The sequence below is a fragment of the Acinetobacter chengduensis genome, from assembly GCF_003664645.1.
Lineage (GTDB): Bacteria > Pseudomonadota > Gammaproteobacteria > Pseudomonadales > Moraxellaceae > Acinetobacter > Acinetobacter chengduensis.
This window is the reverse complement of the sequence record NZ_RCHC01000014.1, coordinates 1-24,203: the sequence shown is the minus strand read 5'-3', so window position 1 is coordinate 24,203 and position 24,203 is coordinate 1. Positions and strand designations below refer to the sequence as shown.

Annotated in this window: 22 protein-coding genes, 5 pseudogenes and 1 other annotated feature; of the genes and pseudogenes, 18 read left to right on the top strand and 9 right to left on the bottom strand. The window is 37.2% G+C overall.

Annotation, left to right across the window (positions count from 1 at the left end; all coding sequences use genetic code 11):
- Positions 1-19 precede the first annotated feature (19 nt).
- The 7 genes from D9K81_RS12550 to D9K81_RS12520 all read left to right on the top strand — a co-directional run bounded on the left by D9K81_RS12550 (position 20) and on the right by D9K81_RS12520 (position 8,534).
- A complete protein-coding gene (locus D9K81_RS12550; protein ID WP_121523324.1) occupies positions 20-1,216 on the top strand; it encodes an acyl-CoA dehydrogenase in 1,197 nt (398 codons plus the stop codon).
- 502 nt (positions 1,217-1,718) lie between these two features.
- Positions 1,719-2,486 (top strand): 2-hydroxycyclohexanecarboxyl-CoA dehydrogenase, encoded by a 768-nt coding sequence (gene badH / locus D9K81_RS12545; protein WP_086179310.1) that lies wholly within the window; start codon positions 1,719-1,721, stop codon positions 2,484-2,486.
- 95 nt (positions 2,487-2,581) lie between these two features.
- The gene (badI, locus tag D9K81_RS12540; protein ID WP_121523322.1) at positions 2,582-3,364 is read left to right on the top strand and encodes a 2-ketocyclohexanecarboxyl-CoA hydrolase; all 783 of its coding nucleotides are present in this window, start codon (positions 2,582-2,584) and stop codon (positions 3,362-3,364) included.
- A gap of 13 nt (positions 3,365-3,377) precedes the next feature.
- A complete protein-coding gene (gene aliB, locus D9K81_RS12535) occupies positions 3,378-4,535 on the top strand; it encodes a cyclohexanecarboxyl-CoA dehydrogenase (RefSeq protein WP_121523320.1) in 1,158 nt (385 codons plus the stop codon).
- A gap of 145 nt (positions 4,536-4,680) precedes the next feature.
- Positions 4,681-6,318 carry a cyclohexanecarboxylate-CoA ligase gene (gene aliA / locus D9K81_RS12530; protein ID WP_121523318.1) on the top strand — a complete coding sequence of 546 codons (1,638 nt, stop codon included), beginning with the start codon at positions 4,681-4,683 and terminating at the stop codon, positions 6,316-6,318.
- A 136-nt stretch (positions 6,319-6,454) separates the two neighbouring features.
- The gene (locus D9K81_RS12525; RefSeq protein ID WP_121523316.1) at positions 6,455-7,798 is read left to right on the top strand and encodes a DcaP family trimeric outer membrane transporter; all 1,344 of its coding nucleotides are present in this window, start codon (positions 6,455-6,457) and stop codon (positions 7,796-7,798) included.
- A 148-nt stretch (positions 7,799-7,946) separates the two neighbouring features.
- On the top strand, positions 7,947-8,534 hold the full coding sequence (locus D9K81_RS12520; RefSeq protein WP_235831043.1) for a TetR/AcrR family transcriptional regulator: 588 nt from the start codon (positions 7,947-7,949) through the stop codon (positions 8,532-8,534).
- Positions 8,535-8,634: 100 nt separating this feature from the next.
- Here the strand turns inward: D9K81_RS12520 and D9K81_RS12515 are convergent.
- Positions 8,635-9,006: pseudogene (locus D9K81_RS12515) on the bottom strand (transposase); the annotation flags it as partial.
- Positions 9,007-9,226: 220 nt separating this feature from the next.
- Here D9K81_RS12515 and D9K81_RS12510 point away from each other — a divergent pair.
- Positions 9,227-10,114 (top strand): annotated as a pseudogene (locus tag D9K81_RS12510) (ISNCY family transposase); the annotation flags it as partial.
- Positions 10,115-10,204: 90 nt separating this feature from the next.
- A protein-coding gene (locus tag D9K81_RS12505; protein ID WP_228198511.1) for an IS3 family transposase occupies positions 10,205-11,337 on the top strand; the annotation gives its coding sequence in 2 pieces (ribosomal slippage) (positions 10,205-10,457 and positions 10,457-11,337; 1,134 coding nt in all).
- Between the two features lie 185 nt (positions 11,338-11,522).
- Here the strand turns inward: D9K81_RS12505 and D9K81_RS12500 are convergent.
- Complete coding sequence (locus D9K81_RS12500) at positions 11,523-11,999, bottom strand: DUF2938 family protein (protein ID WP_121523314.1); 477 nt, start codon at positions 11,997-11,999, stop codon at positions 11,523-11,525.
- Positions 12,000-12,075: 76 nt separating this feature from the next.
- On the opposite strand from D9K81_RS12500, the gene D9K81_RS12495 reads away from it, so the two are divergent.
- Entirely contained in the window at positions 12,076-12,477 is a 402-nt protein-coding gene (locus tag D9K81_RS12495; RefSeq protein ID WP_121523312.1) for a MerR family transcriptional regulator, read from the top strand.
- A gap of 50 nt (positions 12,478-12,527) precedes the next feature.
- Here D9K81_RS12495 and D9K81_RS12490 read toward each other — a convergent pair whose 3' ends face one another.
- Positions 12,528-12,821 (bottom strand): type II toxin-antitoxin system RelE family toxin, encoded by a 294-nt coding sequence (locus D9K81_RS12490; protein ID WP_121523310.1) that lies wholly within the window; start codon positions 12,819-12,821, stop codon positions 12,528-12,530.
- Complete coding sequence (locus D9K81_RS12485) at positions 12,811-13,056, bottom strand: type II toxin-antitoxin system RelB/DinJ family antitoxin (protein WP_000246756.1); 246 nt, start codon at positions 13,054-13,056, stop codon at positions 12,811-12,813. Before D9K81_RS12485 ends, D9K81_RS12490 begins: the two co-directional genes overlap by 11 nt.
- A 160-nt stretch (positions 13,057-13,216) precedes the next feature.
- Between D9K81_RS12485 and D9K81_RS12480 the strand changes: the two genes are divergently transcribed.
- Positions 13,217-13,981 (top strand): AraC family transcriptional regulator, encoded by a 765-nt coding sequence (locus D9K81_RS12480; protein ID WP_121523308.1) that lies wholly within the window; start codon positions 13,217-13,219, stop codon positions 13,979-13,981.
- 96 nt (positions 13,982-14,077) lie between these two features.
- Complete coding sequence (gene leuA, locus D9K81_RS12475) at positions 14,078-15,766, top strand: 2-isopropylmalate synthase (RefSeq protein WP_121523306.1); 1,689 nt, start codon at positions 14,078-14,080, stop codon at positions 15,764-15,766.
- Positions 15,767-15,887: 121 nt separating this feature from the next.
- Here the strand turns inward: leuA and D9K81_RS12470 are convergent, their stop codons facing one another.
- Both D9K81_RS12470 and D9K81_RS12465 read right to left on the bottom strand, forming a co-directional pair.
- A complete protein-coding gene (locus D9K81_RS12470; RefSeq protein ID WP_111885980.1) occupies positions 15,888-16,121 on the bottom strand; it encodes a DUF6500 family protein in 234 nt (77 codons plus the stop codon).
- Between the two features lie 68 nt (positions 16,122-16,189).
- A complete protein-coding gene (locus tag D9K81_RS12465) occupies positions 16,190-16,531 on the bottom strand; it encodes a hypothetical protein (protein ID WP_104472901.1) in 342 nt (113 codons plus the stop codon).
- A gap of 465 nt (positions 16,532-16,996) precedes the next feature.
- Between D9K81_RS12465 and D9K81_RS12460 the strand changes: the two genes are divergently transcribed.
- Positions 16,997-17,257, top strand: a complete 261-nt coding sequence (locus D9K81_RS12460) for a helix-turn-helix domain-containing protein (protein ID WP_121523304.1) — start codon at positions 16,997-16,999, stop codon at positions 17,255-17,257.
- Between the two features lie 326 nt (positions 17,258-17,583).
- On the opposite strand, the gene D9K81_RS12455 is transcribed toward D9K81_RS12460, so the two are convergent.
- Entirely contained in the window at positions 17,584-17,952 is a 369-nt protein-coding gene (locus tag D9K81_RS12455) for a hypothetical protein (RefSeq protein ID WP_121523302.1), read from the bottom strand.
- A gap of 151 nt (positions 17,953-18,103) precedes the next feature.
- Here D9K81_RS12455 and D9K81_RS12450 point away from each other — a divergent pair, with 151 nt between their 5' ends.
- The 4 genes and pseudogenes from D9K81_RS12450 to D9K81_RS12440 all read left to right on the top strand — a co-directional run bounded on the left by D9K81_RS12450 (position 18,104) and on the right by D9K81_RS12440 (position 21,861).
- Complete coding sequence (locus D9K81_RS12450; RefSeq protein WP_121523300.1) at positions 18,104-19,612, top strand: hypothetical protein; 1,509 nt, start codon at positions 18,104-18,106, stop codon at positions 19,610-19,612.
- Positions 19,613-19,954: 342 nt separating this feature from the next.
- Positions 19,955-20,083 (top strand): annotated as a pseudogene (locus tag D9K81_RS18585) (IS5/IS1182 family transposase); the annotation flags it as partial.
- A 202-nt stretch (positions 20,084-20,285) separates the two neighbouring features.
- Positions 20,286-21,590, top strand: a complete 1,305-nt coding sequence (locus tag D9K81_RS12445; RefSeq protein WP_121523298.1) for a type II toxin-antitoxin system HipA family toxin — start codon at positions 20,286-20,288, stop codon at positions 21,588-21,590.
- Positions 21,583-21,861, top strand: coding sequence for a helix-turn-helix domain-containing protein (locus D9K81_RS12440; RefSeq protein WP_004871362.1), 279 nt, complete (start codon positions 21,583-21,585; stop codon positions 21,859-21,861). The genes D9K81_RS12445 and D9K81_RS12440 overlap by 8 nt, the downstream gene beginning before the upstream one ends.
- 15 nt (positions 21,862-21,876) lie before the next feature.
- Here D9K81_RS12440 and D9K81_RS12435 read toward each other — a convergent pair whose 3' ends face one another.
- Positions 21,877-23,088 carry a tyrosine-type recombinase/integrase gene (locus D9K81_RS12435; protein ID WP_121523296.1) on the bottom strand — a complete coding sequence of 404 codons (1,212 nt, stop codon included), beginning with the start codon at positions 23,086-23,088 and terminating at the stop codon, positions 21,877-21,879.
- Between the two features lie 397 nt (positions 23,089-23,485).
- Between D9K81_RS12435 and D9K81_RS12430 the strand changes: the two are divergent.
- Positions 23,486-23,716, top strand: a pseudogene (locus D9K81_RS12430) (transposase domain-containing protein); the annotation flags it as partial.
- A 19-nt stretch (positions 23,717-23,735) separates the two neighbouring features.
- Here D9K81_RS12430 and D9K81_RS12425 read toward each other — a convergent pair.
- Positions 23,736-24,203 (bottom strand): annotated as a pseudogene (locus D9K81_RS12425) (IS3 family transposase); the annotation flags it as partial.
- Positions 23,913-24,029: a sequence feature (AL1L pseudoknot), on the bottom strand. (Overlaps the previous pseudogene by 117 nt.)

Here is a 24,203-nt window from a genome sequence, read left to right as displayed (position 1 = left end):
TAAATGAAGGAAAAACAAAATGAAACCGACTAAATTCAACTGGAAAGATCCGTTTTTATTGGAACTGCAACTGACTGAAGAAGAGCGCATGATTCGAGACACTGCGCATGCTTACTGCCAAGAACGTTTACAACCACGTGTGCTAGAACAATTCCGTCACGAACAAACCGATGCTTCAATTTTCCGTGAAATGGGAGAACTAGGTCTACTTGGTCCAACGATTCCAGAACAGTATGGTGGTGCGGGTTTGAACTATGTGAGCTATGGTTTGGTGGCTCGTGAAATTGAATATGTAGACTCGGGTTATCGCTCAATGGCGAGTGTGCAAAGTTCACTTGTTATGGTGCCGATTAACGAATTTGGCTCTGAAGAACAAAAGCAAAAGTACCTGCCAAAACTGGCAACTGGCGAATACATCGGCTGTTTTGGTCTAACCGAACCAGACCACGGTTCAGACCCAGGCAGTATGATTACACGTGCGAAAAAAGTAGATGGTGGCTATCGTTTAACGGGCGCAAAAATGTGGATTACCAACAGCCCGATTGCGGATGTATTTGTGGTTTGGGCTAAAGAAGTTTCGCAAGAAGGCAATGTCGGTGATATTCGTGGTTTCATTTTAGAAAAAGGATGGGAAGGACTCTCTGCGCCAGCGATACACGGTAAAGTAGGGCTACGTGCTTCAATCACAGGTGAAATCGTTATGGATAATGTCTTTGTCCCAGAAGAAAATGCCTTTCCAGAAATTCGAGGTTTACGCGGTCCATTTACCTGTCTGAACAGTGCCCGTTATGGTATTGCATGGGGTGCAATGGGTGCAGCTGAGTTTTGCTGGCATACAGCCCATCAATACACGATGGATCGAAAACAGTTTGGTCGTCCATTGGCAGCGAATCAGTTGGTTCAAAAGAAACTAGCCGATATGCAAACTGAAATTGCACTGGGTCTACAGGCTGCACTGCGCTTTGGTCGTATGAAAGACGAAGGTATTGCTTCGGTCGAGGGAACTTCACTGATTAAGCGTAACAACTGTGGTAAGGCATTGGATATTGCCCGAGTTGCTCGTGACATGTTAGGTGGCAATGGTATTTCAGATGAATTTGGTGTGGCACGACATCTGGTGAATCTAGAGGTAGTGAATACCTATGAAGGCACCCATGATGTACATGCACTGATTCTTGGTCGAGCACAAACGGGTATTGCAGCATTTTGCAATTGATCAGTCCTTTTTAAGCCAAAAGCGTTCGTGGTTCTCCATTGTTAGTTGGACTAATGGAGAAGTAAACGCAATTTTAAAAAATATAAAATCTAAAAAAGGCATTACATATATTGTAGTGCCTTTTTTTATGCTTGATGAAAATGGATAAAAGCAGGAAATTGATATTTTTTTATTGGAATAAATGTATTTCACTATACGAAATAAATAAGTAATTAAAAGCTAATTTATGATTTTGATTACGGTGAAATAGAGGATTTTTTACAATTTTTAGCTATAAATATTTATATCACATCAAAATATGTAACAAAATATTACAAATATATGGTGAATATTTAAGTTATATCCATATATAACAATAAGATAGATAGTTGAAAAGAATTTTATTTAAATTCCGTATAACGAAATATGTTAATGGATAATTGAAATTAATTTCCTTTTTGTCTATGTTGGATATATCGATTAGAAAATCATAATTCTGAATAACACAAGAAAGGATACTGGTATGAAAGGCCTAAAGGATAAAGTCATTATTGTAACTGGTGGTGCTGGTGGTATCGGCAGTGCGACTTGTAAACGCTTAGCGCAAGAAGGCGCAAAAGTTGCTGTGTTTGATATGAATATGGACACTGCACAAAAACTAGTTACAGAGATCCAAAACGCGGGTGGTAAAGCATTTGCAGTACAGTGCGACATTACCAATAAACAAGTCGTCGATCAGGCGATTGAGAAAACAGAAGCTGAGCTAGGTCCAATCGATGGTCTTGTGAACAATGCAGGTTGGGATATCTTTAAGCCATTTATTAAATCAGTACCAGAAGAGTGGGAAAAACTGATCCAAATTAACTTGGTTGGCATGTTGAATATGCACCATGCAGTGCTTAAAGGGATGGTTGAACGCAACCAAGGACGTATCGTCAATATCGCATCGGACGCAGCACGTGTAGGTTCATCTGGCGAAGCAGTCTATGCAGCGTGTAAGGGCGGTCTACTTGCATTTTCAAAAACGCTAGCACGTGAGCATTCACGCAACAATATTACTGTAAATGTAATCTGCCCAGGCCCAACGGATACCGCGCTTTTAGCAGGTGTTACGGAAGGAGCATCAAATCCTGAAAAACTTCGCGAAGCATTTACTCGTGCTATCCCGCTTGGTCGTTTAGGTCAGCCAGATGATCTTGCTTCATCTATTGCATTTTTCTTAAGTGATGATGCCAGCTTTATTACAGGACAAGTACTCAGCGTTTCAGGCGGTTTAACCATGAATGGTTAATTGAGTAGTTGCGCACGATGGAATGAAGAACATTCTGAGTCGCTCAAAAATATACAGTAAAAGTCAAATGTAGTTTTCAAGGAAAGGAAAAGATCATGAATTTTGAAGATATTTTATACGAAGTAAAAAATGGTGTTGCATGGATCACAATTAACCGCCCAGAAAAAATGAATGCTTTTCGTGGACAAACCTGTGATGAAATTATCCGTGCACTTAACAAAGCAGGCTATGACCGTCAAATTGGTGCAATTGTTCTGACAGGTGCGGGTGAAAAAGCATTCTGCACAGGCGGAGATCAATCTGCACATGATGGTAATTATGATGGTCGTGGCACGATTGGTCTGCCAATGGAAGAATTACATACGGCGATTCGTGATGTACCTAAACCAGTCATTGCACGCGTACAAGGTTATGCAATCGGTGGTGGTAACGTTTTAGCAACGATTTGTGATTTAACCATTTGTTCTGAAAATGCAATTTTTGGTCAAGTTGGTCCAAAAATGGGTTCTGTCGATCCGGGCTTTGGTACAGCTTATTTAGCACGTGTTGTGGGTGAAAAGAAAGCGCGTGAAATTTGGTATTTATGCCGTCGTTACAAAGGTCAAGAAGCGGTTGATATTGGCCTAGCTAACAAATGTGTACCAGCAGATCAGTTAGATGCAGAAGTACAAGCATGGGCAGAAGAAATTTGTGAACGTAGCCCGACTGCAATTGCGATTGCTAAACGTAGCTTCAACATGGATACCGCACATCAAGCGGGTATTGCTGGCATGGGCATGTATGCATTGAAATTGTATTACGACACAGAAGAATCGCGTGAAGGCGTAAATGCGTTGAAAGAAAAACGTAAACCTGAATTCCGTAAATTCTTTAAATAAGGAGGAACACGCTATGAGTAAAAATCCTTACATCACTGAAGATTTAGAATTCTTAGCCGAAACTGCGGAAAAATTTGCGCAAAAATATATTGCACCGGGGTTTTTAGAACGTGATCAAAGCCGAATTTTTGATCGTGATCTAGTCAAAAAAATGGGTGAAATGGGCTTTATTGCTCCAGAGCTACCAGAGCAATATGGTGGTCAAGGCATGGGATGTTTGGCGGCAGGTGTAATTCATGAAGCCGTTGCCAAAGCAGATTTAAGTTTTTCATACATCAATTTGCTTGCTTCCTTAAATGGTCAAATCTTGGCGGAACATGGTGATCCTGAAGTAGTTGAGCCTTGGTTGCGTAAATTGACAGCAGGCGAAGCTATTTTTGCCATTGGGTTAACTGAGCCTCGTGGCGGTTCAGATGCAGGAAATCTGCGTTTGAAAATAGAACGTGATGGCGATGAATACGTATTAAATGGTGAAAAGACCTCCATTTCGGCGGCTGATCAAGCAGATGCATCCGTCATCTTTGGTCGTACTGGTACGATTGAATCTGGTGCACATGGAGTAACAGCAGTTTTAGTGCCTATGGATTTACCAGGTATTACAACAACACGTTTTGACTGTCATGGGCAGCGTGCCATTGGACGAGGTTCTATTTTCTTTGACAACGTACGTGTACCTGTTAATCACCGTTTAGGTGAGGAAAATAAAGGCTTCGTTCAAGTGATGCAAGGCTTTGATTTTTCCCGTGCATTGATTGGTTTGCAAGTACTTGCAGTCGCTCGTGTGTCTTTGGACGAGGCTTGGGAATATGCGGCACAGCGTGAAGCTTTTGGTAAGCCTTTAACAGCGTTTCAAGGTGTTTCTCACCCATTGGCAGACTATGAAACCCAAGTAGAAGCAGCGCGTTTACTTTGCCTACAAACCTTGTGGCTTAAAGACAATCATTTACCGCATACGTCAGAAGCTGGCATGTGTAAATGGTGGGGGCCAAAATTAGCCTATGACGTTGTGCATCAATGTTTATTGACCTTTGGTCATGCAGGTTATGACCGCGGTGTAATGGAGCAACGTATGCGAGATGTACTCGGTTTCCAAATTGGTGATGGTACAGCACAAATTATGAAAACCATTATTGCGCGCCATAAAGCGGGTCGAAAGGCTGTTCCTGCATAAAGCAGATCGAAAAGGCGCTACATGTCTATTAGCTAAGTTAATTTTTAGCTATTAGACAACGTTTGAAAGAAAATGGCAGTCATAAAGCTTGCAGTTAAATAGTTTGAAGTAAAACGGTTGGATAATTATAAATTGGAGTTACGGAATGGATTTCGATGCGGTTCTTTTACCCCCTCGCAGGGAAAAAATGATTCAAGCAGGTTATTGGTTAAATAAAACCATCTTGCAATCATTAAATGAAGCAGTACACCAGCATCCAGATAAAATTGGTTTGGTGAGCTATAAAACGGAAAATCAGTCTGAAACCAGCTTTACTTATCGTGAAATGCTGCATACAGCCAATCGTATTGCTTTGGGGCTAAAGCGCCTAGGTGTGCAAAAGCAAGATATCGTTTCTTGCCAATTGCCAAACTGGTGGGAATTTACACTGCTGTATATTGCTTGCCGACGTATTGGCGCTGTACTTAATCCACTAATGCCGATTTTTAGAGAGCGCGAACTTTCTTTTATGTTGAAACATACAGAAAGCAAAGTTTTTATTGTGCCTAAAATCTTCCGTAAATTTGATTATGAAAAATTAGCCAATCAGCTACAAAGTAATATACCAAGCCTTGAGCACGTTGTTGTCATTGGTGGAGAAGGTGAAAACAGCTTTGAAAAACTACTGCTCAATCATGGTTTAGACAAAGATCCGCAAATTCTCAATACACTGAATGACGTCACGATTTCTGCAGATGATATTGCTCAATTAGTCTTTACCTCAGGCACAACAGGTGAACCAAAAGGTGTAATGCATACGGCAAATACTTTATTTTCCAATATTGTGCCTTATGCGAAACGTCTGCATTTGGATAAAGATGATGTGATCTTAATGGGTTCGCCAATGGCTCATCAGACCGGCTTTATGTATGGCTTAATTATGCCTGTACTGCTGAAAGCAAAAGCCGTGCTCTTGGATGTTTGGGACGTCAATGTTGCGATTGACTTGATTCATAAGCACCAAGCGACATTTACTATGGCTTCTACGCCATTTCTAAATGATCTTTCTGAAGCGGTAATGGAGTCTCATCAATCACTTGATAGCTTGAAATTATTTTTATGTGCTGGAGCGCCAATTCCAAGTACTTTGGTACAAAAAGCGCGTCAAAACATGGGGGTTAAGGTTATATCTGCTTGGGGTATGACTGAGTGCGGTGCTGTGACCATGACCTGTCCAGAAGATGATGACGAACGCTCATTCAATACCGATGGTCTGCCATTGCCCGGAGTTGAAGTGAAAATTGTTGGTGATGACGGTGAAACACTTGCACCTATGCATTCTGGCACACTGATGATTCGTTGCTGTTCAAATTTTGGCGGATATTTAAAACGTCCACATCTGAATGAAACCAATGCAGAGGATTGGTTTGATACAGGTGATATTGCCTATCAGGATGAGCAAGGTTATATCCGCATTGCAGGTCGTAAAAAAGACGTCATTATCCGTGGTGGGGAGAATATCCCAGTCGCTGAAGTGGAATCATTAATTTATTTACATCCTGAGATTGCAACTGTTGCTTTGGTGCCATATCCAGATGAACGTATGGGTGAAAAAGCTTGTGCAGTTGTGAAATTGAAAAATCCAGAGTATGAGCTGACATTGCCAGCACTGTTGGAATTTTTGAAGACGCACAAATTGGCCAATCAATATTTACCAGAACGTTTAGAAGTTTGGGGTGAGCTTCCAATGACGCCATCAGGCAAAATTCAAAAATTCAAAATTCGTGAATTATTGGCGAATTAATACTTAAAAAGATGTATGGAAAAACCCGAACATTGCCATTCGATAAATAATTGTAGTGAGTTTATCAATAGCTTTTTTCAGACTGAAAACGTGGGTATTTGAAATTAATCATTTGGGGAAAAAAAGGATTTTTACCATGAAAAAAAATGTACAGTTTTTTGCTAAAAGCACACTCACATTGTCAATGTTGGTTTTGACATCAATGACACATGCAGAGTTGAGTTTGCAACAGCAAGTTGATCAATTGCAGCAACAGGTTCAAGCCTTGCAAGAGTTAGTACAGCAACAGCAAAAAGTTTATGATCAAAAATTAAATGAGCAGAAAATAGCAACTGCACCAGTAGTGGTTGAAAGTGTCACACCACAAAAGGTACCGTCACCTGTACTACAACATACGACAAAAGGTGGCGCTGAGTTTGAATTGTACGGTAATGTTCGTGCGGACATGAGTTATCAAATGAAAGGTCCAAGCACCATGTATAACCTGATTAGTGCAGTACCTCTTGAAGGCTCTGCTGATGAGCGTAAAAATTCAGACAAATTCCAAAGTACATTAAATGCCACGCGTTTCGGCTTTAATTTTAAAACACCACAGCTAGGTAATCATGCTGTGGGTGGCAAAGTGGAAATGGACTTTTTTGGTGGCGCGGGTCGCGATACCTTCCGTATACGTCATGCTTATATGACTTATGATCAATGGTTATTGGGTCAAACTTGGTCAAACTTTAACGCTGTTGAATATTATCCAGAAACGGTGGATGCATCACTTTCTGTGGGTGGCTCACTGACTCGTGTACCACAAATTAAATATTCGGTTCCTGTAAATCCAAATTTAAATTTGGCATTTAGCTTAGAGGACTCTAAAGCAGAAACGGTAACGCGTACAGGTACTCAGAATTTTACAACAGACCCAGATGCAAAATTAAAACTGCCGTCAGCGACGGGGCGTATTAATTATAAGTTTGATAATGGTTCAGCCATTTCAGGGCGTACTTTTGTCACGCAAAAAGCGACAAACCATGCAGGAGATGATGATTTCTTGGCATGGGGTGTTGGGCTAGGTGGTAAATATCAAGCTACAGAAAATACACTTGTTCGTGTTGACTATAACCACATAAAAGGCGATACCAAAAATCTACTTTGGTCAAATATGGCATATGTGTTTGATGATAATAATAAAATGCGCGCTAATCAGTTTGATGCGATTACTGTAGGTTTAACTCAAAAACTCACACCTAAAATCCGTTCGACATTAGGTTTTGGTTATATGAAAGCTGATGATAACAATGCTTTCTCTCGTCTTGTACATAATGATGAAACCCAAAATGCTGAGTTAAAAGAGGGCTGGATTAACATATTCTATAACCCAGTGAAACCAGTCAATTTCGGTCTGGAATATATGTATGGTGAGCGAAAAACCTTCAACGACAAGACAGGAATAGATAACCGACTTAATTTCACAGCAATTTATGATTTCTAGTAGGTTTTTTATTCATTAAATAATCCATCTTGCCATAAATCTTATAAGTTTGAGGCTTATATCTAATTTATGGCAGGGTAGATATATCAATGAGCTTGCAATATACAATTGCTGAAAAGAATTCCTATAAAAATATTGTGGTTTATTCATGATGAATTTAGATAAACAGCAAAAACATTTGATCAATATTCATTATATTTTAGAGGTAGCAGAACAAATCATCATTGATAATGAACACGAACTTGTGATTTCAGATCTTGCCGAACAAGTGAATATGGCAAAAGGTACTGTATATAAATATATTAAAAGCAAAAATCAGTTATATCTTGAAATATTGATAAAAAATGAAAAAAGATTGCTAGAAATCTCCATGCAACATGATGGGGATATGCATAACTATTTGTCTAAATATATGAAATTTCATTTGGATGATGCCCTACGAACAATTAAATTCCACCATTTGGAAGAAAGAATCACCAATAAAGAAAAAAATCTGAAAGCATTATTTCAAGAACTATATGTGATACGTGAAAAAAGGATTTTGGCAATTCGAAGCATTGCAATGTCGCATCTAAAATTTAGAAAAAGTGTATTCTCAGTCAGTGAGTATTTTTCTTATATTTGGAGTATTACCTACGGTATTGCTCTGCTTCTAAATTCAAATAGTTGTAAGCAATCTGTACTAGACAAAGAAAAACTAATAAATTTTCATATCGATCAATTAATAAATATTTAATACTGAACTTTGTAGATGTTTTTTACAAACAGTTTTTTAGCACTCACTGGCTTTGTTGTACAAAGATTTAAAAGTTAAATTTACCCTGATCTACTCAAATTTAAGTGACAACTCGGGTATGAGGTTGGCCTAATTCCGTAAATTTATTTAAGACTGCTATGCGAGCATGAATCTCAATGACTTGGCTGTCAAAATTTATGGGACTGAGTTTATCGCATAATAACTTGATGCAATCTAGCTTGGTTTCGACCAAACTTCGACTATGATAACCTGACCATTTTTTCCATAATGTCCTGCCTGAGAAGCACTGCTTCGCAAGATTAACTGTTCGAAGTAATTCATTTCGCTCAAGCGAACTAGTCTTTATATCTTTCCATGGTTTCGCATTTTTTCTAGGTGGAATCACCGCATGCCCTTGCCGATCTGCAATGACCTGACGGCATTGCTTGGTGTCATAAGCTCCATCAGTATAATAAGTATAGAACGTTTGAGCTTACTAAAGTTTATTACTTTATTTCGGGCAGGAGCATTATGTAACATATATGAAGTTATTTTCTCGCATACTTTATTTAACATAATCTATATTATACGAAATGATTCTGTTAGAAACCATTTAAAGTGTCTGTATTCTCACCAATAAAAATGTCTAGTTTATGATGGTTTTTATCACCATGGACTGGATATAAATATAGATGCTGATCACTATGTCTGACAAAGAAATTCAACGGCTTGCAGTTCTGCAAGACGTTCGAGATCATCGTATTACCCAGGTCCGTGCTGCTGAAATCCTGAATCTTTCCACTCGTCAAATTACCCGGTTATTGCAGAAACTCAATCAAGACGGTGTTTCAGGTCTGGCACATGCCAGTCGTGGTCAACCGGGTCATCGTCGCCATGATGAAGCCGTAAAGTCTGAATGCCTTTCCCTTATTTCTGAACATTTGCTGGGCTTTGGCCCAACCTTGGCGCATGAGAAGCTCATCAGCATGTTTGACCTGAATATTCCTGTAGAAACGCTTCGTCGCTGGATGACTGCCAATGATCTCTGGATTCCTCGATCCAAGCGTCTGAAACGGCCATATCAGCCTCGATATAACCGGGATTGCTTCGGTGAGTTGATCCAGATTGATGGTTCATATCATGACTGGTTTGAAGGACGAGCCGCCAAATGCTGTTTGCTGGTTTATATCGATGACGCGACTGGAAAGCTGTTGCATCTGCGCTTTTGTGAGGCTGAAACCACCTTTGACTATATGCTTTCCACCAGAGCCTACATTGAGCAATACGGCAAGCCGCTGGCCTTTTATAGTGACAAACATTCGGTATTCAGAGTGAACCAGAAATCCAGTCAGGACAGCCAGATCACGCAATTTGGCCGGATTCTGAATGAGTTAAACATTGATATTATCTTTGCCAACTCACCACAGGCCAAAGGTCGTGTGGAACGTGCCAACAGGACACTTCAGGATCGTCTGATCAAGGAGATGCGTCTGGAAGGCATCAGTTCGATTGCCGAAGCCAATGCCTGGCTACCCTGCTTTATTGAACACTTCAATCAGAAGTTCGCCAAATGTGCGAGAAAAGAGGTGGATCAGGAAATTTGAACAACACTTATAAGTGATATTTTGCTCCCCAAATGATGTTATAAACATCAATATATGGAGTATTTTATGACACGTAGACCAAGAAGAAATCATTCAAATGACTTTAAAGCTAAGGTAGCACTTGCTGCGATTAAAGCAGAAAAAACACTTGCTGAATTGAGTGCTGAATTTGATGTTCATCAAAACCAAATTATTGACTGGAAAAATCAACTGATTTCAGCTTCCTCGCAAGCTTTCGATCAATCAAAAGCTCCAACAGAACCACCCATCGATCTAAAAAAACTACATGCAAAAATCGGTGAGCAGGCATTAGAAATTGATTTTTTAGAAGGTGTGTTGAAGAAACTGGGTCGCTTCAACCACAAAAGTTAATCGATGACTCACTTCAGATTTCAGTATCTAAGCAAGCTAAGCTGCTGAAAGTCTCCCGTGGTTGTTATTACTATCGCCCAAAACCTGTGAGTGAATCAGATCTGAAGCTGATGCGCTGTATGGATGAGTTACATATGCAATACCCTTTTGCAGGTAGCCGTATGATGCGTGATTTATTGAATCGTCAAGGACATCATATAGGACGACGTCATACACGTACTTTAATGAAGAAAATGGGCATTAATGCGTTATATCGTAAACCAAATCTAAGTCAGGCCAATCAAGCTCACCGTAAATATCCATATCTGCTCAAAGGATTGGCTATTCAGCGCAGTAATCAAGTGTGGTGTACGGATATAACATATATCCCTATGGCAAAAGGCTTTGTTTATTTATGTGCTGTGATTGATTGGCATAGCCGCAAGGTACTTGCGCATAGGGTATCGATTAGTATGGAGGTGGATTTTTGTATTTCGGCTTTAAATGAAGCGATTGAAAAATATGGATCACCTGAAATATTTAATACAGACCAGGGCAGTCAGTTCACCAGTGATGCATTTATTGATGTATTGAAATCAAATGGCATTCAAATCAGTATGGATGGTAAAGGTCGATGGATTGATAATGTGATGGTTGAACGGTTATGGAGAAGCGTTAAATATGAAGAGGTGTATCTCAAAGCTTATAGCAGTGTCACCGATGCGAAAAAGCAATTGAGTGCATATTTTGAATTTTATAATTTGAAACGACCTCATTCGAGTCTGGACAAAATGACTCCAGATGAGTTTTACTATGACCAGCTACCACAACAAAATAAGGTAGCTTAACTAGAGCAGAATATCACTTATAAATAAGCTTTTAGTTGTTCAAACAAGTGGGACCACCTCTTAATACACGTTATACGAAGTTAAAAAATTGAGACTATAGCCTTAATTTTTATGTATTTTTTAAAATTTAAAGCCTAGACCGAAGTCTAGGCTTTTTCATTTCTTATAACAGCCATTATGTTAAATTAAGATATTGATAGGTTAAGAGACAGGTACAGCCCAGCTCCAAAAGCTATATGTGCTAATAAACTATTTCTAATGCTTATTAGTTGATTTGGTGTTTTTTTAGCAAAAAATCCAAATCCTAGAGCAGGTTGTATAATTATGAAAGGCACTAATGTTGTACAAAGAGAGAAAATTAAGATGCTTATAAAAGAACTATTAAACAAATAGACTTCATTCAATATTAAATAGAAAATCACCCAGATTATTCCTGTTAAATAATGGATTCCCCATCCCCACTTACTTTCTCCTAATCTAGGTGAACTATGGACAATAGTTTTATGAGTAAATTTTCTCTCTTTCCAATATAAAAACCATCGACCAATGAGTGCATAATTAAGAGGCTTAATTTTAAATAATTTTTCTAAAATCCATGCGATAACATCCATAAAGACTGTTGAAAAAAATCCAATGAAGATGCTTTGAACGATAAGTAACATATTAATATACACAATCTAATTTGCTTAGTTGTTATATAGTCTCCTACTTAAAGTAAACTTTAAGTCAAGAGTTGTTATGCAAGAAATCGATATAGGTATCTTATCTTTACAAACTGGTGTATCAACTGCAACTATCAGATTTTATGAATCAAAGGGCTTAATCAATTCTATTGGAAGAAAAGGTCTAAGAAGACAATATTCAGAACATACAGTAGAAACACTTTTATTGATTAAGTTATTAAAAAAAAGTGGGTTATCATTAAGCGAAATTGGTGAAGTTTTTATTTATCATAGTAAAATTAATATAGATAGAAGTCTTATTGACGAGAAAATTGAACAAATTGAAAAAGAAATTGAGAATTTAAAAAAATCCCAAGTTCTCCTAAAACATCTGAAATTTTGTCCTCATGAAGAACACTTATCCTGCCCTGATTTTATAAAGATGCTTCATTCAAATGATAAGACTTCCGAAAATTGACATAATACACCTTATACGAAATCAAAAATGGGAGCTTTAAGCTCCCATTTTTAGTCATTAATGCGCTTTTTAGCTTCGTCATAAACTATGCTATCAGCTCGTTTCCCGACTGTGATTAGCAGGATCACTACCTGATCATCTTTAACTTGATAGACAAGTCGGACACCTGCTTTTAATAATTTGATTTTATAGCAACCTGCAAGATCGCCTCTAAGCATATTCTTTGGAATATGTGGTTGTTCTATAACTTTGGCCAGTTTCTTCTTAAATTGATCTCTTATAGCAATAGGAAGTTTTTCCCATTCTGCTGTGAAATCCTTGTGACGTAAAAGCTTATAAGTCATCTAATGTGACTTCCTCAAACATCTCCTTAGGATCATTAATGCGTTTACGGACAAGAGCTAATAGCTCTTCATCTTCTTCTGAAAGCAAAGCTTTTTTGACTGGTAGCTTTCCGGTCGTAGCAACATACTCAAGAATACTGGTAAAGAAATCAGTAGGTGCAATACCTTGCTCTTTAAGGATGGAATAGGACTTTTCTTTAAGGGCTTCATCGACCCTGAAGTTAACAGTAGCCATCATATCTCCCAATTGTTTAATGTACTGGGAATACTGTAATGCAAATTGCATTACAAGTCGACTTCGTATAACAGCCATTATGTTAAATGGGAATTATCTTTAATGATTTATTCTTTATCAATCATATAAAATAGTTCTTCAAGCTTAAGAGATACTCATAGTGCATTATTCTCATGGTCAGCTTAATTATCCCGTTTATGCTTATGCACAGTCGTATAGTGATGGGTATGTAGAAGGCACTCATCAACATGACAGAATCCAGTTACTACATACTCTTTCTGGAGTCATTCATGTTCGAACATCAGAAGGAATATGGGTCATCCCTCCATCTAAAGGTATTTGGATACCTGAAAACAAAAGACATTCAATCAAGATATTTGGTAATGTTGAGGCTCGAGGAATATTTGTTGATCCCTTTGCCCGTGCTGATTTCAATACGCAATGTAGTGTTGTTGCTATTCCAAAACTTCTGTCAGAACTTATTAATCAGGCTGTACAGATAAAAGAAGAAATTTTACCTCACACTAGAAACGAACGGCTTCTGGAACTCATATTAGATGAGTTACGCTTTTTAGAAGAAATTCCATTTCGGTTGCCGGAAGCAAAGTCAGAGATACTCAAAGAAATTTGTGAAAACATCAAAGCAGATCTCTCCGCAACCAACTACTTAGAGATGGTTGCCGAACAGCATGCTTTAAGCTCTAAAACACTTTCAAGGCTTTTCCAGAAAGAACTCAATATGAATTTTAGTGTATGGCTGAAGCAAGCAAAATTACTGCAAGCCTTAACTGATTTGGAAATGAGAAAGCCGATATTAAATATTGCTTTAGATTTAGGATATGAAAGTCCTAGTGCTTTTTCCTACATGTTTAAAAGACAAATGGGAATGACACCCACTGAATATATAAAGAGAAAATCGATATAAATAATGTCTTATTCTCAATAGTATTTGTCTTTGAATCGAAAGAAAGACAAGAAATGATGATTCATGATGATGTGATTAAAGTCATAGGAGCACATCATGTTAACTCATCCTCAAAACAAATATCGTCCATTCGATTTTTTTGATTTTACTGATAGAACATGGCCAGGTAAAAAAAATACTCACCCTCCTGTTTGGTGTTCTACTGATTTAAGAGACGGTAATCAGGCATTGGCCAATCCTATGGATCACGATAGGAAACTTAAATTTTTCCAAATGCTTGTTGAATGTGGATTCAAACAAATTGAGGTTGCGTTCCCTGCGGCATCGGAAACTGATTTTAATTTTGTTCGTTACCTAATCGAACATGATCAGATTCCAAATGATGTTTGTATCCAGGTTATGACTCAAGCCCGACCAGACCTAATTGAAAGAACCTTTGAGTCCCTGATGGGAGCAAAGCAAGCGATTGTTCATGTTTACAATGCCACGGCAGAAGTATTCCGCAGAATTGTCTTTCAAAAGTCTAAACAGGAAGTTATTGAACTAGCTGTTGCTTCAACAAAACAGGTGAAATCTCTATGTGAGCAATATCCAGAAACCAAATGGACTTATGAATATTCTCCGGAGACTTTTTGCTTTACCGAAATTGAGTTTGCGTTAGAAATTTGTGAAGCCGTAGCTGAAGTTTGGGCTCCAAGTCCTAATAATCCAATGATTATTAATTTGCCCACTACCGTTGAAGTAAGTACACCAAACATTTTTGCTGATCAGATTGAATATTTTTGTAAAAATTTCACTAAACGAGAACAGGTTTGTATCAGTGTGCACCCCCATAATGATAGGGGGACAGGCGTTGCAACTGCTGAATTAGCATTGCTTGCAGGTGCAGACCGTGTTGAGGGCTGTCTATTTGGTAATGGTGAACGTACAGGAAACGTTGATCTTGTGAATATTGCTTTGAATATGTACACACAAGGCATTTATCCTGAACTTGATTTTTCTGACATCAAGAAAGTGGCAGAGATCGTGAAAGAATGTAATGAACTTCCGATTCACCCACGGCATCCTTATGTAGGCGAATTAGTATTTACAGCTTTTTCAGGTAGTCATCAGGATGCAATTAAAAAAGGTTTTAAAGCAAGAAATACTCAAGATCATTCATTTTGGGAAGTTCCATATCTGCCTATAGATCCAGCTGATTTAGGATGCAGTTATGAGGCTGTAATTCGTGTAAATAGTCAATCTGGTAAAAGTGGTGCCGCTTGGATATTGCAGCAAAATCATGGCATAGATTTACCCCTAAACTTACAAAAAGATTTTAGCCAAATCGTGCAAAAGGTGACAGATAACAATAAAAAAGAGTTATCTCATGCTGAAATTTGGACAGTATTTAGAAAAGAATATGGAATCAGCTCTAATGAAAGTAATTTTAAACTTGCACATTATCAATCAAGTAAAAAAGATGATGTTTATGAAGTTAAAATATCTATTGAGTTAAAAGGTGAGATTATCAATCTTGTAGGCTGTGGAAATGGGTTGTTATCTGCATCAGTCAATGCTTTAAATATGAAATGGCCTTTTAAAATGACTATCGCTGAATATTCAGAACATACTTTGGGTAAGCATAGTGGTAGCCGGTCTATTAGTTATATTCGTTGTATAGACTATAAAGGAAATACATTTTGGGGAATTGCAATTGATACTGATATTGCAACCGGATCGATTCAAGCTCTATTGAATGCGTTTTCTAAGTCTTACAAATTTAATTATTTAGAAAGTCTATAATTAACATAATACGGATTATACGAAGTTGAAAGTTTGAGACTATATCCTTAATTTTTATGTATTTTTCAAAAATTAAAACCTAGGCACTGGCCTAGGTTTTTTTTATTTCGTATAACAGCCATTATGTTAAGTTAAGCGAAGATTCACTTAAAACAAGAGCTTTAATTTTTACAGCTTTTTCGAAATGATCTAATTTATGTTGCATGATCCACCAATTAGCTGCTTCCATTAAAAGCTCAGGATTATCATTTTTATTCTTGAAAAAGGCATAGAAAGATAAACCTACGCTATCTCCTTTCTTCTCAATTTTCTCATTACATCCATGAATAAATATTTCTCTTAACTCTTTTCTCATGTTTTTAACTTTCTCTAAAATTAATTACGAAGCCCCGATCTAAGATCAGGGCTTTATTTATTTCTACCTTACATTTCAACAAGTATTGATTCGCCTGTAGAACAGTCTCCATTACGCCATTGCCAGTTTTCAATTAACTTAATTTTTCCATTGGCTTGGATCTCAATCTCAGTATTACATTCACCTATACGTAATTCATTCATCTCATTGATGTGGTGGTATGCCATCGTGAAAGTTTTTTCAGAAGTCATGAAACCTAGTAAATGTCCATTGGTAATACTGCCACCAGAATAGGTAGCTTCTATACGCTCACCTACTTGGTAATAATTAAAAATAGTCTCGTGAGATACTTCTCCATTAGATGTATTTTTAGCATTTACAAATTTTTTATTATTTAGATTTAAGTTCATTTCTACTCTTTAATTTCCCTAAAATTAACATAATACACGTTATACGAAATTCTTTAAATTTTCCTATAATAATCAATATCTTAGTCAAAGCCGTTCCAGGGTTCAGCGCACTGGAACGGCTTTTTTGTGATTTTTCACGTTCCACGCCTATTCTTTAATCAAAGTTCCACATCTTTGTGTAGTTTCATTTAACCCTAAAGCAGAAAAAAATGTCCAGATAAAACAAGAATAGATGTCCAAGTAATTATTGATTTTGCATCAAGAGACAGGTTAGCCTAATTCTAAAAAGTATTGAAAATACTATACACATATGAGCTCCATTCAAATAATTTAAGGCAAAATCGAACCTTATTAATTCAATAATATTCAAAAATCACTATAAAAAGTTTGCTATATAGCGAATATTTGCCATAATTTATAAAAAGTTCGCTATATAGCAAATAAATTTCTAAGGTTAAAATTGATATGGCTACAAGAGAAGAAATAGGTAAAGAAATACGTTTGGCAAGAAAAGCTCTGGGCTATACACAGAAAAATCTTTCAGAAAAAACGAACATCAATAAAACAACGATTTCAGAAATAGAAAATGGCCACTTTACAGGCTCATTTAGCACATTTGAATGTGTACTTAATGCAGTAGGCCTGCAATTTGAAGTGGATAAAAAGAAGTATAAATTTCCGCAGTGGGATGAAATTGAAACAATGTTTGCGGAAGATGATGAATAAAAGTTTAGCGGCTTAGATTATCAATCAAAGTACAACAAAGATGAATTTTTAGATAAGAAAGTAGAAAGGCTATATTTATACGTCTTACGCCAAAAGGCCAAACAGAAACCGTAGCCTCAGGCAACACCCCTCTCATCATAAAATTATACCAGTCAGTAAAACACTCTTAGATTAAGCATATTAATGTTGGTTATTATTGTTGATTATCACAATAAATTAGTGACCAAAAATCAAAGTACCCCACCCTACCTTAAATTACACCACACAAAATAAAAACTCTATATAACTGTTATATATAGAGTTTATTAAAATACCAATTATGTTATTTAGTGTATTTTATGTCGGTGACTCTTGCAAAGGTTGGGGTCTCTTTTTTGCTGACTACCGTTTTTTTCCTGATCTTGTACCAGTTTCCTCGCCGACTTTGCGCTAAGTGGAACTCGGGTCTTACAGTCTTCGTAGATCTTCACGAGCGTTGGAATTTCCTCTTTCTCGTACTTGTTTCCTCGCGCAGAGTTTTTTGTCATGTGAAGAGCGATCACTTCATGATCTACACCTGCTTTATGAAGTGATGCGACACGGTTCACTACACCGCCAGCTTTGGTAGTGGCTGGCATAATAGCTTCGATACTATCCGTTGCTGTATCAGCAGCTTTATCGATAACTTTCTGAACATTGGTCTTTTCTTTTGACATATCCTATTTCCTTGCATTAGTTAAAAATTTCATTAGGTTGCCATGTTGAGGAGCGGTTAAGGTGATGCGAAATAGTGCCCTCAATCGACATGATTAGATTACTTGTCGATCATTCGCCAAAAAGCCGAAAAAATTAATAAGCGAGGTTTTTGTGAAAAAAAATATCAAGGAAAAGCTGGTAATTACAAACAAAGATACACTCCGCAGACGGCATGCAGGCAACTACACACCCATAGATAATGGAGAAGGTTATCTTCTCCCATATGAGGTTCATTTACTCAATCAGCCATCTGAATTTTTTGAGCAACTATCAGACTATGATTTCCTAAAGCCTTCAACTACTGGTTCGGCACTGACTTTCGTTGGTTTGCAGAATGAGCTTAAGTGTCTGGACGATCTTGATTCAGGAATAGGCTTTTGGAAAAACTTCAATGGATCAGCACTGAATAAATATTTAAATCCGATTCTCGGCACTACTAAAAAAAAGCAAGGCTGGAAACAGGTGTACATAAAGAAAGACAAAGAGACTGACGCTGATAAGCCACACCACAACGATATGCTGAAGTGCATTTATTTACTTGCTCATTTGCACAAAGCGAGCCCCAGCTTCATTCGTCAGTTGGCAGAAGAGAATGATGTTTGGTCCACAGACCTCAGGGTGTATTACCCGAGAAAAGATTTTCAATTTAGTGAAGAATACGCTGGATACCTATCGGAGCTTTATGCAAACATATTGTTCCACCAGCCGGCTAAAATTCGAAGGCTAATAAAATGCCTAGATGTTTGTATTGAAAAATTAACCAATTTCGCTGACTGTGAATTGATTGCTCCTTTTCTGAAAGATCGAACGAAAGATACAGACTCTCCAAGCATGAAGATATTGAAGTACAGCCAAATTGCCTCAATCACACATTTCACCGCGTTAAACGGGTACATGAAAGACAAGGTTACCGGCACATTCGCTCCGACCTCATTTGCCGAGTTGGAAGCGAATGAAAACAATCCATCTGGTCTTCAAATTGTTGCCACAGCACAACAGTATAAACTGGTGGCAGCTTTATGCATTAGACTAACGTTGCTGAACCCCTTGTGTAAGGTAAACGGGAATTGGGTGGCCGAAGGAACAGACCCAAGCACATGCCAAGACATGGAGATATGTATTGAAACCGTGGCCAATTCCCTTGCAGCAGATGCCCTAAACCAACTCAGGATCGAAAGCGATCGCACCAAGAGCGGGAAACGCGACACATCTCTCCCAGCGGCAATCAAAAAGTTGGCAGAACAAAATCCTCAGACAATAGAAGATATTTTGAGAATCGGTTCCCCTAACTTTGCCAACATCCCTGAATTGTATTCCTTTTACCTGCGAAAACGAAGTGAGTATGCTTTAGCTAAAGCACGTAGCCTCGGAGGTTTGAGAAGTTCGGTTCTAAATCACATGCCTCTAACACCGCAGGCAGTACTTGAATCGATGCAGCCGAATCCGAACACAAAGAGGGTCTTGGAATATATTCGGGGAAACAACTTGGACAAAATTAGTGATGATATTGAAAGGCTAGAACGAATACTTTTTATAGAACGTTTAATGAAGAGGGAAGAACCAATAAAAGTAGGACTAATCTACCAGTATATTTTCCAATGCCTTCCCCCCAGGGAATAACGATTGAGATACCACTTCAAACGTATATATCACGGAAAAATTTTAATCTAAAATTTTAAAACTTAAGTATTATCATCCAATGGATGATTGAAAAAAGTATATTTTCATAATGAATAGAAGCACTACATTAAATGATATACTTTTATTATTTCTTATTAAAATCATCATTAAAATATAGGTGACTTTTATAAACTAAAATTTCCAATATGAAGTGACCAGAACAACATTAAATGATCTAAATTGTTCAAAATTTTTCCCAATAAAAACCCAAATACTTAAGATTAAATCAAATACTTACAATTAGTGTCATTTGATGTAAAAAATCTCGGTGACCTTGCCAAGGTTGGGGTTTTAGGCGATAAGTTGTTAGCCAGTCATTTTTTAAGTCAAGTAAATGAAATATATGCCCGTATAGCCGTACTGAATAAATTTACGGAATTAGGTAGACCTCACACCCAAGGTGCCACTTAAATTTGAATGGCTTAGGGAATCAGCTTTTAAATATTTATGACACAAAGCCATGAAAGATATGAAAAATTTTATAGCTCTCTTAATACGATTGCTTTTAGTCAACCTAAATAATTCAAGATCACAGTATTATATTCAACATATATCTACTATAATAAAAAAATACTACTTAAAATAGACACTAATATTTTATTTTAATACATATATGAATCAATATTGCACACTTCAAATTTTTCAAAATAACGAATGGCAAGATTGCGCTATCGTTGAATTAATTGCTAATCAAGAGCAGGGCTGGAGAGCATCTACACGAACGTCATACTTATTTGAATATGCTATTGAACATATGGATTTAAGAGATGGTCATGCTCTATCATTCCAATTTCCAGTCAATGTACAAAACAACTTAGAAAACCAATGGCCAGCATTTCTCATGGACTTGCTACCTCAAGGTTATGGGCGAAAGGAGCTTTTAAATCAGCTGGGTTTTTCAATTAATGCAGAAGAACAAGCTGATTGGCCCCTACTGAAATCTGGGGCAGGTAATCCTATTGGTAATCTACGAATTAAAGAAGCTTATGACTGGCTTCAAGATCATTTTCCGACAGTGAAACCTCGTGGATTTAGCCTAAGCGAAATAATTGAAAGGAAAGAAGATTTCATTGAGTCACTTGCATCATATGGCTTATTTGTTGCTGGTTCTTCAGGTGTTCAAGGTGAATGGCCTAAACTATTACTAACACAGGGATATGATGGTCTGTTTTATTTAGATCACAGTCTTCCAGATGAACTAGCAGCAAAGCATTGGCTAGTTAAATTTAGTCGTGGAAATGATCAAAAACTGGAAAAAATACTGTTACATGAAGCAATTTACATGAAAATAGCTCGGTATTTAGGTCTAAGAGTGTTCAAGGACTTGGAACTTCACCAGAGAACGCTATTTATTCCACGTTTTGATCGCCAAATTATCAATGGTAAAGTCGAAAGAGTTGCACAAGAAAGCCTAGCCTCTTTAAGTGGTAAAGCTGGCTTCGGCGTTAAAATGACACATAATCAAATCTGTACATTGATCATGGAATGTTGCTCATCACCAAAAGCTGAAATTTTTGAATATTTGAAACGAGATATCGCTAATGTTGCATTAGGAAATAAAGATAATCATACCCGTAATACCGCAATTCAACGTTTAAATGACGGCACAATTCAATTAACACCCCTCTTCGATTTTGCACCAATGTGGCTTCATCCTGACGGAATTGCACGTACTACACGTTGGGAAAAAGATGACCATGGAGGAATGCCTATATGGGGATCTGTCATAACGCAAATAGAAGAATGTACAGGAATAGATTCAACTGAAATTAAACATACAATGATTCAACAATTGCCACTGTATGAAAATTTGCTCGATGAAATGAAAAAAATAAATATAGATGATGAGATTCTACAAAATAGTCATCATCGTATATTGAATATATGCCAACAGATTCAGGAGCTTTCTAATGGATAAACGTTATAAACCTATGACGGCAATCGAGCAAATGAATAAACGCTTACAAGTCTTAGAAAATATAAATAACAATCCTGAGTGGCAAATTTACCAGATTGCATCATACATTAGAAAAGAACTACATTTAACATTAAATGAAATGAGTAAAATTACTAAAATAGCACCACAGACTTTACAGAAAATGGAGCAACCTGATAGTAATCCAACATTAGATTCTATAAATAAGTTGTTAAATGCATTTGGTTTAAAATTTATTATTAAATCAAAATAGTTTAATTTAAATTACCTATAAACTAGATTTTGATTTATTTTCTAAATAGTCACCCCACCACTGCATCATATCAGCTCTTTGTTGAATATAATCTGCATGGTTATAACTAGCACGTGTTTTATTCTTATCTACATGTGAAAGCTGAGCCTCAATCCAACTATCTTGAAATAAGCCAGAATCATTTAAAATAGTACTGAATGTTGATCTTAAACCGTGTGAGGATAGCTCATTTGTTTTGTATCCCATCTTACGAATGGCTGAATTTATTGTGTTAAAATGCAATGGCTTATCTTTAATTTTTGGGCTGGCAAAAACATAACGATCGCCTTGTGACCACTCTAGTGCAGATCTAACAATGCTCACCGCTTGCGATGATAACGGGACTAAAAAATCTGGAATATCATAACCTGCTATCACTTTTCGACGATATTGCTTGATATGTAAAGCAGGTATTTTCCAGATTTTGTTGTCAAAATCAAAATGATGAGGTTCTGCAGACAATAACTCTGCCCCCCTGACTCCAGTATATAATTTAAATAGGATTGCTTTTTTTATAATCGGATCTGTATTTAGTTGAGTTATTCTAAGAATAAAATTAGAAATTTCTTCATCTTTTAAATAGGGATAATTTTTCTTTAATTTCCCTTTCAATAATATTTTATTGAGACCATAAGCTTGATTATAATCACAGTATCCCATTGCAACTGCAAAATCATAGATTTGATTTAAATAGCTATACGCTTTTTTTACAGGTTCCTTAACTCCCCTATTTTCAATCTGCTTAATTACCTTAACTAAATCAGTTCTTTTAATTTTGCTAAAATCTATATCACCAATAACGGGATAAATGTCATTTATTAAACATGCATTCGCCAATTGGATTACACCACCACGTGGTTGATCTTTAAATGAATTATTTGTTTTAAACTCTAACCATTCTTCACAAACAACTTTAAAAGTTTGAATTTTCTCCTGAACTAAATTTTGTGTAGAAAATTTAGTTGCCTTATAGGAGTCTCTGGCCACTCTAGCCTCTTTGAGATTCATCTCAGGATATGTACCTAGAGTGACTCGTGGTCTTTTACCCGTTTCTGAAACTGAATATCGATAACTCCAAGACTTTTTTCCATTAGGATCGACTTTTAAGCTTAAACCATCATCATCAGCTAAAAAGTAAATTTTTTCTTTTGGATATGACTTTCGTACTTGTGTTTCCGTAAGACTCATAAATTTTTATAAACTAGCATAATGATCCCCATTATTTTAATTATATCAAAAATAAGCATTATTATGTGATGCGTATATTACGCATCACATAAATATTTATATATATGTTTTTTATAAATATTATTGTGATATTCCACATTGTAGTAACCAAAAAAGTAACCACTGTTAAAATCTGTATTAAGCAACAAAAATCAGTGATAGTTAAACACTATTCTGCAATGGGTTTGTTTTACAGACCTAGTAACCGAACCTTAATTATTTGAGGCAATATTTCTGTTCTGTCGCATTAAGTCGATCTTCAGCTACTATTGAATTTTGTAGGAGCTGAATATGTCACCAAGGGGGTCAGTTTTTAAATGCCGTTAGGGGGTCATTTTTACACTGCCGCTAACATTCGGTTGAGAATCAGATGCGCCCCTGGGCATTGGGACGTAAGAACTGGCTGTTTGCTGGCTCGCTGCGCAGCGGCCAACGAGCTGCCAATATCATGACTTTAATCCAGTCAGCAAAGCTGAATGGCTTGGATCCATATGCCTATTTAAGTGATGTGCTGAAAAGGCTGCCGACGCATAAAGCGACCCAAATAGAAGAATTACTGCCACATCGCTGGAAATCCAACTCAAATTAAAAAATAGGCATGGGGTTCAGCGGACGCTTACGTAACCTTCACGTTTCAATTGTTGCCAGACCTTACGCACACCATATCGACCTAAACTTTCTTTCCAAATACGTTTGATTTGCTCTGCATGATGTAAATCATGCAGAGCACGTTTCGCTCGATGTTCTGGGTTATCAACGAGATCTAAAGCCCGATAATAGGTCGAAGCTGCAATCGGTAAAATTCTACAAATCGCTTCAACACCATATCGATCTTTATTGTTCTGGATAAAATCCACCATTATTTGTGTGGGCGGTCGAGCTCCGCCTGGGCGAAAAAAGCGGCTGCTTTACGTAGAATTTCATTGGCACGTTTTAATTCTTTAATTTCACGTTCCATTTGCTTCATTTTTTCTTGGTCAGATATCTGTTGTACTTTGGCAGGATTTAGTTGATCCATATGCTTTAAATACCAAACACGCAATGTTTCAGGAGTACAACCCTTGCGCAGCATGCTG